This window comes from Burkholderia sp. Ac-20379, from assembly GCF_017104645.1.
GTDB lineage: Bacteria > Pseudomonadota > Gammaproteobacteria > Burkholderiales > Burkholderiaceae > Burkholderia.
The window spans coordinates 1-11769 of sequence record NZ_JAAGPF010000227.1; the positions used below are offsets into that span (position 1 = coordinate 1).

General features: G+C 66.6%; 9 protein-coding genes and 2 pseudogenes. 6 read left to right on the plus strand and 5 right to left on the minus strand.

Going from position 1 to position 11769, the window contains the following annotated elements; all coding sequences use genetic code 11:
• Positions 1-1422, plus strand: a 1422-nt coding sequence (locus G3N92_RS35545) for a hypothetical protein (protein ID WP_339385802.1), incomplete at its 5' end; no start/stop codon positions are given.
• 65 nt (positions 1423-1487) lie between these two features.
• Here the strand turns inward: G3N92_RS35545 and G3N92_RS35550 are convergent.
• The 4 genes and pseudogenes from G3N92_RS35550 to G3N92_RS23625 form a co-directional block, all read right to left on the minus strand.
• A pseudogene (locus G3N92_RS35550) lies at positions 1488-2195 on the minus strand (ESPR-type extended signal peptide-containing protein); the annotation flags it as partial.
• Between the two features lie 772 nt (positions 2196-2967).
• The gene (locus G3N92_RS23615; protein WP_206130000.1) at positions 2968-3870 is read right to left on the minus strand and encodes a ferritin-like domain-containing protein; all 903 of its coding nucleotides are present in this window, start codon (positions 3868-3870) and stop codon (positions 2968-2970) included.
• Between the two features lie 121 nt (positions 3871-3991).
• Positions 3992-4207 (minus strand): transcriptional regulator, encoded by a 216-nt coding sequence (locus tag G3N92_RS23620; protein ID WP_206130001.1) that lies wholly within the window; start codon positions 4205-4207, stop codon positions 3992-3994.
• Positions 4208-4458: 251 nt separating this feature from the next.
• A complete protein-coding gene (locus tag G3N92_RS23625) occupies positions 4459-5109 on the minus strand; it encodes an NAD(P)H-dependent oxidoreductase (RefSeq protein ID WP_206130002.1) in 651 nt (216 codons plus the stop codon).
• Positions 5110-5434: 325 nt separating this feature from the next.
• On the opposite strand from G3N92_RS23625, the gene pcp reads away from it, so the two are divergent.
• The 4 genes and pseudogenes from pcp (at position 5435) to G3N92_RS23645 (ending at position 9824) form a co-directional block, all read left to right on the plus strand.
• On the plus strand, positions 5435-6082 hold the full coding sequence (pcp, locus tag G3N92_RS23630) for a pyroglutamyl-peptidase I (RefSeq protein WP_206130003.1): 648 nt from the start codon (positions 5435-5437) through the stop codon (positions 6080-6082).
• 430 nt (positions 6083-6512) lie between these two features.
• Positions 6513-7797: pseudogene (locus tag G3N92_RS23635) on the plus strand (glycine betaine/L-proline ABC transporter ATP-binding protein); the annotation flags it as partial.
• Complete coding sequence (gene choW / locus G3N92_RS23640; protein WP_206130005.1) at positions 7790-8689, plus strand: choline ABC transporter permease subunit; 900 nt, start codon at positions 7790-7792, stop codon at positions 8687-8689. The pseudogene G3N92_RS23635 and the gene choW, both read left to right, overlap by 8 nt.
• A gap of 127 nt (positions 8690-8816) precedes the next feature.
• The gene (locus G3N92_RS23645) at positions 8817-9824 is read left to right on the plus strand and encodes a GlxA family transcriptional regulator (RefSeq protein WP_206130008.1); all 1008 of its coding nucleotides are present in this window, start codon (positions 8817-8819) and stop codon (positions 9822-9824) included.
• A gap of 19 nt (positions 9825-9843) precedes the next feature.
• Here the strand turns inward: G3N92_RS23645 and G3N92_RS23650 are convergent, their stop codons facing one another.
• Entirely contained in the window at positions 9844-10536 is a 693-nt protein-coding gene (locus G3N92_RS23650) for an aspartyl/asparaginyl beta-hydroxylase domain-containing protein (RefSeq protein WP_206130006.1), read from the minus strand.
• Between the two features lie 365 nt (positions 10537-10901).
• Here G3N92_RS23650 and G3N92_RS23655 point away from each other — a divergent pair.
• Positions 10902-11769 (plus strand): FUSC family protein (locus G3N92_RS23655; RefSeq protein ID WP_206130007.1); only part of this gene is annotated, 868 nt, incomplete at its 3' end.

The following is an 11769-nucleotide window of genomic DNA, read 5'->3' on the forward strand; positions in this document are numbered from 1 at the left end:
AGTCCGCTGGAAATCGAGGTGACGCCCGTCGAAAGCGACGAGACGTTGCTATTCGTAGTGCTGAGGCCGCTCGACAACGACGTAACGTTGCTGTTCGTCGACGACAAGCCGGTGGACAGCGAGCCTATGCTCGTCGAAGTCGAGGAGGAGAGCGACGAAACCGTGCTGTTGGTCGTCGACAGTCCGCTGGAAATCGAGGTGACGCCCGTCGAAAGCGACGAGACGTTGCTATTCGTGGCGCTGAGGCCGCTCGACAACGACGTAACGTTGCTGTTCGTCGACGACAAGCCGGTGGACAGCGATCCCACGCTCGTCGAAGTTGAAGAGGAGAGCGAAGAGACGGTGCTATTGGTGGCGGAAAGTCCGCTCGAAATCGACGTCACGCCGGTGGACAGCGACGAAACCGTGCTGTTGGTGGTCGACAGTCCGCTGGAGATCGAGGTGACGCCTGTCGACAACGACGACACGTTGCTGTTGGCCGTGCTCAATCCGCTCGACAGCGAGGAGATCGAGCTGCTCGATGATGCGAGTCCCGAAGACAGCGACGAGACGTTGCTGTTCGTCGTGCTGAGACCGCTGGACAAAGACGTGACGTTGCTATTCGTCGCCGACAGCCCGCTGGAAATCGACCCAACGCCGGTCGACAGCGACGTCACGCTGCTGTTGGTGGTGCTCAACCCGCTCGACAGCGAGGTGACATTGCTATTCGTCGCGGAAAGCCCAGTGGACAGCGATCCCACGCCCGTCGACAACGAGGCGACGTTGCTGTTGGTCGCCGACAACCCGCTGGAAATCGACCCAACGCCGGTCGACAACGACGACACGCTGCTGTTGGTCGTGCTCAACCCGCTCGACAGCGAGGTGACATTGCTATTCGTCGTGGAAAGCCCAGTGGACAGCGATCCCACGCCCGTCGACAACGAGGCGACGTTGCTGTTGGTCGCCGACAACCCGCTGGAAATTGACCCAACGCCGGTCGACAGCGACGACACACTGCTATTGGTCGTGCTCAACCCGCTAGACAGCGAAGTGACGCTGCTATTCGTCGCCGAAAGCCCGGTAGACAACGACCCAACGCCAGTCGACAACGACGACACACTGCTATTGGTCGTGCTCAACCCGCTCGACAGCGAAGTGACACTGCTATTCGTCGCCGAAAGCCCGGTGGACAGCGACGTCACGCGGCTGTTGGCGGTCGACAGCCCGCTCGACGTCGAAGTCGACAGGCTCGTGATCGAGCTGCTGGTCGAGGTCGACAAGCTCGCGATCGAGCTGGTGGTGGTGCTGAGCCCGGTGCTCAGTTGCGAGACGGTGACGGCGTCGGTCGCGGCCGCGCCATCGGCCACGTTCGTGATGCGGCGCAGCGTGGAGGCGTTGCCCACCGACACTTCCGAAGACGGCGCCGCCTGGCCGGTCAGGTAGCCGAGGGTGGTCGGGGCGGCGCCGGCGGTCGCGCTGCCGTTGCCGATCGCCACGCTGCCCGTGTAAGACGCGGTTGCACCCGGGCCGAGCGCCACGGTGTACTGGTCGGACGCCGTCGAACCGGCGCCCACAGCCAGCGCGCTGGTGGAGCTGGCCACCGAAAAGCGGCCGACAGCGACCGAACTGCTGCCGGACGCCGTGGCGCCGCCAGTGCCGGAGCTGTCGCCGCCGCCGACGGCCACCGCGCTGCTCCCGGTCGCGCGCGTGTCGTTGCCGACTGCCGTCGCGCCGGTGCCGGTTGCGCCCGAGCCGGAACCCACGGCGATCGCGCTGGCGCCGGTGGCGAACGCGTTGTGGCCGAAGGCGGTGGTGTAGATACCGGTGGCGGTCGAGCCATTGCCGACGGCCATCGAGGTGGTGCCAGTGGCCGTGGAGCCATAGCCGAGCGCCATCGAGGCGACCCCGCTCGATGTCGAGTTCGACCCGATCGCGATCGCGCCGGTGCCGGTGGCGGTGGTGTTGCTGGGCGTGTAGACGCCCAGTACCGCCGCATTGCCGCCGATCGCGATGGCCGAGGTGCTGGTGGTGACGCCGCCGCCTGTCGCGTACTGCGCGTGCGCGACTTGATTGGTCGCGCCTGCGACCAGCACGGCGGTAGTGACCGCTTTGGCAACTGCCGATTTATTGGGTTTACCCCGAGCCGAATCGTTTTCCGATGCAGCCACCCAAGCCCCGAGAGATTCGTTCCAGATCGAACGGTAATTGCGATTCATGCTGCTTTTCTCCACGGAACCGTGCGTTGCACCAGGCAATTTCAGGCGTGACTGCCGGTATGCACGGAAAAGCGATCGATTGCGCGGATTCTATGAGAGCTCGCAAATTTCAAATGAAAACAACTGCAAACTCGCAGATATCAACTGTAAAACATTGTTCTACGATTCTCTTTTATAGGGTTGTTAAGTTTTTTGAAGAATCGGTAACTGGAATTTCAGGAATCCATTGTATCGGTCAAAAGTCCCGGAATATCTGCGGGAAATCCATGACAGATAAGGTGCTATGGAAAATATTGGAATGATTCAGAGGTGACTCTGTATTCAAAAATGCTGCAATGCGTAAGGAATTCTTCGGGCGAGTGTGATCTGGAACTGTAAAATTGAAAACCGAAAATTTATCAATACGACGTTTATGAGGATTTATAAAAACGGTCGATTGAACTATTTCATCATTCGTATGATGTGGTGAAAATGCCATAAAGCCGATGTCGTGTCGGCGCGATCTGGTGCATTGGCACCAGGCAAACCGGGGCAAATTGCACCGGTTGGTTCACTGGAATACGGCGCACCCGCCGCTTTCAAAACGCGCGATTTTTGGATGCGGCGGGCTTGTTTCCGGTTTCGATTTTCTTTCGGCGCGCATGACGGCCGCCGCGCGCAGGGCGGCGGCAGGAAGAAAGGCGGCAGGGAAGGCTGCGGAAGGGGAAGACGGCGGCAGGGCGTGACGGCGGGCAAGCGCGCCGGGCGGCATGGCGCCGCCCGGTGGATCGAATTACGTCCGGATGAATTTGAGCGCGAGGCGCGCGAGGCGCGGCACGAACTTCGGGCGCAGCAGGCGCGCGTCGTAGCCGGCCATGCGCCGGTCGTTCTCGGCCAGGCACAGCTCGATCAGGGCGCGCGGCTTCAGCGTGTCGGTGCCAACGGTGGCGGCGGCGTTGGCGGGGAAGTTGGCGTCGTGGGCCACGCCGTCGGCGTCGATGCCGCGCGCGATGCCGATCCGGTCGCGGATCAGCGTCACCCAGATCGCGGCCACGCGCAGGAAGAACCACGGCCGCTTCCACCACGGCAGGTTGCGCCAGTACCACGCGTACCAATTCGCGAAGAACAGGATGTGGCGGCCTTCCTCCTGGATCACCGGCTCGAAGGTTTCCACGAGTTCCTCGGGGAAGAAGCCCGATTGCTGCGCGGAACGGAACAGCCCGAACGCGAAGAAGCTGTCGATGCATTCGCTGAAGCCGGTCAGCACCCAGGCCCATTCGGGATCGGCGGGCGGCGGATACGGCGGCTCGGGCGCGAGGCGGATGCCGTAGGCCTCGACGAGCTTGGACAGCACGACCTTGTGGCGGGCCTCTTCCTCGCCGTCCATCGTCAGCGCGGCGCGCAACAGCGGATCCGCTACGGTGGCGGCGAAGGTGGCGACGCGGATCGAGGCGCGGCCTTCGGTCTGCACGGCGATGTCCCAGATCGGCAGCGCCGTGAGCCGCTTCAGCGCGTCGGGCGCGAGCGGCGGCCAATCGATGACGGCGGGTTTGTAGGGGTTGTGGGTGTCGAGCAACATGCGGCAGAACATCTGCCGGTGCGCGTCGGAGCCGATGCGCACCGGGCCTGCGCCCTCGTGCGCCCAGTTGCGCATGGCGTGATCGGCCGCCTGCTCCTGTTCTAGCGTATCGGACATGGGAAACGTATGTGACGGTGGCGTGAAAATGCGGTGGAACATTCTTGCATAGGCCACCATTTCCTGCTTTCTCGTGCCAGGTCGCGATCCCTTGTCCCGCTTGCGTTTCGTCAAATACGGATCAACTGTGGGCGTCGATCCAGATGCGTCCCCAGCGCGACGCGTAGGCGAGGGCGAGCGCCTCGTCGAAGAAGAAGTCGATGGCGTCGAACGAATAGGCGCGCGGCGGCCCGGCGGTGGTCCGCTCGATCGTGAGGTTCGCGGCGAACAGCCCGTTGGGCTGCTGCGCGGCGGCGGGCGCCATTTCGTAGCCTTTGTAGCGGATCGGACGATTCATTGCGTCGGGGCGTGAGCGTGAAGTGCAGGAGGTTCCAGCGTAAGCGCCCCGGCACCGCGCCGGAACCAATCATTCCGGCGAAGCATATGCCGGCGATCGGGCGAATCCTTAGCATCGCGGCCGCGATGGGCGGCGGCGTCCAGGCGGAGCCGGCTCCGCCGGTGGTATTTCCGTCGCGCATGCAAAAAAGCCGGTCGGAGACCGGCTTTCGGGGTGCAAGCCCGCCGTGCGGGCGGCGCCTGGCGGTGGCGTTACTTGGTGGCGAGCTTCAGCACCGGGGCGAAGCCGCCCTCGGCCGCCACGCGCGTGGCCGCCCGGTGCGAGCCGAACGCGAGCGCGAACTCGGCGGCTTGCGCGCCCACCGTTTCCAACTGGCCGGCCACTTTCGCGTCGGTGCAGGTGTCGGCGTATTCGAAACGCGTTTCCAGCGTGTTGACGGCGGCGCCGAACGGCGTCGGCCAGCCGCGCAGCGCGTGGACGATCGAGCGCAGCGAGCTCAGCACGGTGCCGGCGGCCTGCCAGCCGTAGGCGGTCACGATACAGCCGACGGCGCGGCCGTCGAGGTAGGGGCGTTCGTCGGCGCGCAGCTCTTCGAGCGTATCGAGTGCGTTCTTGACGAGGCCGGACACGCCGCCGTGGTAGCCCGGCGTCGCGATGATCACGGCGTCGGCGTCGCGCACGGCTTCGATCAGCTCGATCTGCGCGGCGCTGAGGCTTTTCTGCTCGGGGGCGTAGTGCGGCAGCGAATGCAGGAACGGGCCGTCGAACAGCCGCGTGCGTGCGCCGGCCGCTTGCGCGCCGCGCAGGGCGAAGCCCAGTGCGCGCTCGGTGGACGAAGCGGCGCGGGTGGTGCCGCCGATGCCGACGATGAAGGGCCGGCGGTGTTGGTCGAATGCAGTCAAAGTGCGCTCCCGGAATGCGGTGCCTGATCGGGCAGGCCTGAACCGCCATGGTAGCGAGCCGCGCGCGCCGCGCGAAACGACTTTTCGTTCTATCGATATGCCTCGAAGCATGGCAAGCGGCCCGGAAGGCCGGTCGATTGGATAGCACGATTGGCTGGTTGGGCGCCGCCGTGGCCGTAGCTAAGATCGTTCGTGACGCGCTCGATTCAGGCGTTGTCTCTGACATGGGTTGGCCCCGCCGGCGGATACGCCGCCGGGGCATTTTTTCTGGGGCGCGCGAACCGGCCTAAGATGGGCGCTTGCGCCATTCTCCGGGGCCGTACGCATGAGCACGATTCTTGTCACCGGCTTCGCGCCGTTCGGCGGCGACGCCCACAACCCGTCGTGGGACGCCGCCCGCCGCGTCGACGGCGAAACGCTCGACGGCGCACGCCTGGCGGCGCGCTGCCTGCCCTGCGTGTTCGACGAGGCCGGGCCGGCGCTGCTGGCCGCGATCGAGGAGACGGCGCCGTCGCTCGTGCTGTGCCTCGGGCTGGCGGCCGGGCGCGCGGATGTGTCCGTCGAGCGCGTGGCGATCAACGTGATCGACGCGCGCATTCCCGATACCGCCGGCCGGCAGCCGATCGACGAGCCGGTGGTGGCGGGCGGCCCGGCCGGCTATTTCTCGACGCTGCCGATCAAGGCGCTGGTGCGCGACCTGCGCGCGGCCGGGATTCCGGCTTCGGTGTCGCAGACGGCCGGCACCTATGCCTGCAACGCCGTGTTCTACACGCTGCTCCATCATCTCGCCGCGCAGGGCACGGCCACGCGCGGCGGCTTCGTGCATCTGCCGTGCGATCCGGCGCTGGCCGCGCGGCATCCGGGCACGCCGAGCCTGTCGGCCGATCTGCAGGCGCAGGCGATCCGCGTGATGGCGGCCACCGCGCTTGCCGTCGAACACGACGTGAGGATGGGCGAGGGCGCGGTGCAATAGCGGGCCGCGCACCGCGCAAGATTATCCGGATTCCTGACGAATGCGGTGCCGCCGCGATGCCGGCAACCGGATGCGCACGCAACCATTCCGGCGTCGTGAAAGGCGCTGGAAAGCCAGGCCGCCGCGCGGTGCACCGGGCGTGCCGACCGAGGTGCGACCGGGTTGCACCTCGGCGCGTCCGGGCCCTCGAACGACCGGGCGCCGAGGCCCCTTGCGGGCCTATCGGCGATCGGACACGATCTTGTCGAATTACGACTTTCCGGCTTGTGTTTTTCCGCCGCGCGGGCGGCCTCGCGCGGCGCGTGACGCGTTGCACGATGCCGTCGCAGATTGCACGCCCGGTGCGGCTTTTCGCGTGATGCAACGCCGCAAGCGAGGCGCCGCGGGCCGCTGCGCCGCGCCAGGCTTGGCGTCGCATGACAAATGCAGGTGTCGTATTTGCGCAAGCGACTGTCGGAATTCGTCGGCTGCCTCTACTTTTTTCTAGCAACCATTGAGGCACGCTCTGTTTGTGCGAGCCCCCGCTACACGAGGAGAAGGTTTCAATGGATGCCCCCAAGGTCGTGGTCGAAGGTCTGTGCAAGGTTTTTGGTAATAACCCGAAGCAGGCGCTCGACATGCTCGCAGCCGGGTCGACGAAGGACGATATCTTCAAGCAGACCGGCCAGGTGGTCGGTGTGCACGATGTGTCGTTCGACGTTCAGGAAGGCGAGATTTTCGTGCTGATGGGCTTGTCCGGTTCGGGCAAGTCCACGCTGATCCGCCTCGTCAACCGCCTTGTCGAGCCGACGGCCGGCAAGGTGATGATCGATGGCCGCGACGTCGCGGCCGTGCGCCGCTCGGAGCTCACGGCGCTGCGCCGGACGGACATGAGCATGGTGTTCCAGTCGTTCGCGCTGATGCCGCAGCGCACCGTGCTGTCGAACGCCGCGTTCGGCCTGGAAGTGGCCGGCGTGAGCCGCAAGGATCGCGAACGCCGCGCGATGGACGTGCTGGAGCAGGTCGGCCTGGCGGCGTTCTCGAAGAAGCTGCCGTCCGAGCTGTCGGGCGGGATGCAGCAGCGCGTCGGCCTGGCCCGCGCGCTGGCCGTGAACCCGTCGCTGATGATCATGGACGAGGCGTTCTCGGCGCTCGATCCGCTCAAGCGCAAGGAAATGCAGAACGTGCTGCTGCAACTGCAGAAGGAGCAGCGCCGCACGATCATGTTCGTGTCGCACGATCTGGAGGAAGCGCTGCGGATCGGCACGCGTATCGCGATCATGGAAGGCGGCCGCCTCGTGCAGGTCGGCACGCCGCAGGACATCATCGCGAACCCGGCCGACGACTACGTGCGGGCGTTCTTCGACGGCATCGACACCAGCCGCTACCTGACGGCCGGCGATCTGATGCAGACGGGCGCGGTGCCGGTGGTGTCGAAGTTCGACGCGGCCAACGTGGCCGCCACGCTGAACGGCAGCGCCGACTACGCGTTCGTGCTCGACGAGGCCCGCAAGATCCGCGGCTTCGTCACGCGCGACGCGATCGGCGCGAGCGCGCCGAACCTGCGCCAGATCGAATCCATCCGGCACGACGCCACGCTCGATCACGTGGTCGAACGCGTGGTGGCCAGCCCGAATGCCCTGCCCGTCGTCGATGCCGACGGCTGTTACTGCGGTTCCGTCGATCGGGCCGTGCTCCTGAAAGCCATTACCCGCTCGCGAGGCTCCCATGTCTGAAATGATTCCGCTCGGCACTTGGGTCGACCAGGGCGTCCGCTACCTGCTCGACCATGACGCGAAGACGTTCGATGCGATCGGGCGCGTGATCGAGAGCCTGGCCGCCGCCGTCGAACACGGCCTGCAGGCCATCCCGATGTGGCTGATGATGGCGATCTTCATCGGCGTGGGGCTGTGGCGCGTGGGCTGGCGCTTCGCGATCTTCACCACGGCCGCGATGCTGCTGATCTTCGCGACCGGCTTCTGGGATCAAACCGTCATCACGCTCGGCCTGACGCTGTCGTCCACCATCATCAGCCTCGTGCTCGGCATTCCGCTCGGCATCTGGGCGGCCAAGAGCAAGGTGGTGTCCACCATCGTGCGTCCGATCCTGGACCTGATGCAGACCATGCCCGCGTTCGTCTACCTGATTCCGGCCGCGATGCTGTTCGGCCTCGGCCGCGTGCCGGGGATTCTCTCCACGGTGATCTTCGCGATGCCGCCGGCCGTGCGTCTGACGAGCCTCGGCATCCGCCACGTGAACCGCGAGATCGTGGAAGCGGGCCAGGCGTTCGGCTGCACGCCGTGGCAGTTGCTGTACAAGGTGCAGATTCCGAACGCGCTGCCGTCGATCATGCAGGGCGTGAACCAGACCATCATGATGGCGCTGTCGATGGTGATCATCGCGTCGATGGTGGGCGCGGGCGGCCTCGGCAACGACGTGCTGGCCAGTATTCAGCGTCTGGACATCGGCCTGGGCTTCGAAAGCGGCTTGTCGGTGGTGCTGCTGGCGATCGTGCTCGACCGCATCACCGAAAGCTTCGGCCGTGCGCCGGGCGCGGCTCGCGCGCCGCTGTTCTCGGGCTTCCGCCAGTTGTTCGGCACCAAGGCGTCGGCCACTCAGCAGGCCTGAGCATTGCCCGGAGCCGGCCTGCGGGCCGGCTCCGGGCTGCACCGTTCCAAGCGTTTCGTTCCTGTTGCCTGCTCCGGCGGCACGCCGCCCGGGCAGGCTTCGTGCAACCTGCTCATGCCGGAGAGCGATCGTGAGCCTTGCAGTCGAGACCGTTCCCGCCGCCCGCGCGGCGCCCCTCCAGTCGCTCGCGCATTTCGGTTTTCTCACGCTGCCCGATTTCTCGATGATCGCGTTCACGAGCGCGGTCGAAGTGCTTCGGATGGCGAACTACGTGGGCCGCGCCGAGCATTACCGCTGGTCGATCTACTCGCTCGACGGCGGCCCGGTGCAGGCCAGCAACGGCATCGCCGTGCGCCCGACCGTCAAGCTCGATCTCGACGGCCCGCTGCCCGACGTGCTGATCGTGTGCGGCGGCGTGCGCATCCGCGAGGTGGTGGACGATCGCACGCGCTTCGCGCTCGAGGCGCTGGCCGAACGCGGGCTGCCGCTCGGCGGCATCTGCACCGGCGCCTACGCGCTGATCTCGGCCGGCGTGCTCGACGGCTACCGCTGCACCGTGCACTGGGAGAACCTCTCGGCGCTGCACAAGGAATTCCCACGCGTGCATTTCGCCGACGAACTGTTCGTGGTGGACCGCGATCGGCTGACCTGCACCGGCGGCACCGCGCCGCTCGACTTGATGCTGAACCTGGTGGGCGCGCGGCTCGGCCAGCCGCTGGCCGCGCAGGTGTCCGAACAATTCATCGTGGAGCGGATTCGCGGCGCGGGCGACCCGCAGCCGATTCCGGTCGATGCGCGCGTGGGTTTTTCGCGCGCCGAACTGGTGGAAGTGGTGCGGCTCATGGAAGCCAATATCGAGGAGCCGCTGTCGCTCGACGAGCTGGCGCGCCTCGTGCGCCTCTCGCAGCGCCATCTGCAGCGCATGTTCAAGGTCTATCTGAACGTGTCGCCCACGCACTATTACCTGACGCTGCGCCTGAAACGCGCGCGCGACCTGCTGCGCACCACCGATGCGTCGATCGCGCGCGTGACGAGCGTGTGCGGCTTTCATTCGCCCTGCCATTTCAGCAAGGCCTATCGCGCGCAATTCGGCCACGCGCCGAGCTACGAACGCCGCACGCCGGCGCGGCAGTAACGCCGCGCGAGGCCGCCGCCTACACCGGAATCGATCCGCCGCGCAGCCGGATGCCGATCCGGATCAGTTGCACGATCGCGGCCGACAGCAGGCGCAGGCCCGGCGGCAGGTCGCGGCGGCGGATGTCGAGCAGCAGCACGATCCGCACGCTGTCGCTGTCGTTCCAGACTTCGTGCTCGAACGTGTCGTCCCAGAGCAGGAACTGGCCGTCGTCGAGGCGGTGATCGCGGCCGTCGATCTTCAGCACGGCGGCCGGGCTGCCGTCGTCGCGCTTCGGCATCGACAGCACCAGATAGCCGCGCAGCACGCCGCGGAACGGCCCGCGATGTGGCGGAATGTGCTTGCCCGGCGCGAGGAACGACAGCGAAGCGGACAGCACGTCGGGCGAGGCGTCGACGATCCGGGCGAGCGCGGGGCAGCGCCCCCGGTTCTGCTCGAAGCGCACGCCGTAGGCCTGCAGGATGAACATGCGCCAGTCGCGCGCGTCGTTGGCCGAGATGTCGGCCTGCTCGCGCATGATTTCGTGGAAGCGCGGAATGCGCGGCAGGTCGCGCGCGACGTCGAGCGCCTCGTCGCGCACGGTGCGCCAGGCCGCCGTGAAATGCCGCGCGTCCGGGAACAGCGCCGCGGTGTCGAACACCGCCGCGCTGCGGATCCTGCGATCGTAAAGGTGGCGCAAGGTACGCGCGCCGAGATCGTAAAAAGCAGCCATGTGGATCGCCGAGTGGCCCGCGGGGCGCCGTTCATACGGATGACGAACGATTCCGGTCCCGAACCGGGCATGTGCAGGCGATCATCCCAAATGGGGCTTACGGTTCCATATCGTCGCTGTAACAATGTATGACCAGCGCGCCGCTGGTAACGAAGCGTGATGATTCGGCCCCCGCGCAGGCGGTTTCGGCGGCCGAAAGCCGCCCCCGCCACCGGCAGGAAATAAGGGACGGCATGCTATGATCGGCGCGCCTGTTGGTTGCCATGCCCGTTCGGCCCCGCCCGCGATCCGCCGCCCCCGGCCGTTCCGGCTGGCCGACGATCCGCAGCCGGCGGATCGCCACCTCCTGCTTCCCGAGCGCATCGATGCCGCTGATCCGACCTGGTCGCATCCTCCTCTCGTTCAAGCTCTACCTCGCCGCGATGCTCGCGCTCGGCATCGCGTTCGCGCGCGGCTTCGACTATCCGTACTGGACGATGATGGTGGTCTACATCCTCGCCCTCGATTCCACCGCCGCGATGCGCCAGAAATGGCTCTACATGCTGGCCGGCACGCTGGCCGGCGCGGGCGTGGGCCTGCTCGCGTCGATCCTGTTCTCGCTGTCCGAGCCGGTGATCTTCGGCGCGATGATGGTGCTGATCAGCGTGACCACGTTCTTCGCGGTGGGCGACCGCCTGCCGAGGTTCTACGGCTTTCTGATGGCCGGCACCACCTGCCTGCTGGTGGCGATGCCCGGCATCACCACGCCCGATCTGGTCTGGCTGCGCGTGGTGGATCGCGTGCAGGACCTGGTGGTGGGCGCGTTCATCCTGTTCATCGTCGATACGCTGCTGCTGGTGCACACCTCGCGCGACGAGCTGGGCGCGACGGTGGACGGCTGGCTCGCGCACCTGCGCAGCCTGTGCGTGGCCGAGCTGCGCGGCGAGGCGTGGGAGCACGGCCCGCCGGGGCGCGTGCCGCCGGACGAACGCCGCGACGATCACGAGGCGAAGCTGGTCAAATCGGTGGGGCTGATCGACGTGCTGTCGTCGTATCTGCCGTTCGACCGGCTGAGCCGGGGCGGGCGCCGCCGCGAGGCCGCCGAGGCGATCCGGCTGCGCGGGCTGCGGCTGCTGCCGCATCTGTACCGCATGAGCGACATCGACGCGCACCGCGAAACGCACGGCCTGCCGCGCGCCGATGTGGCGCTGCGCGAAGCGCTGGCCGGCTGGATCGAGGCCGGCAACCCCGACG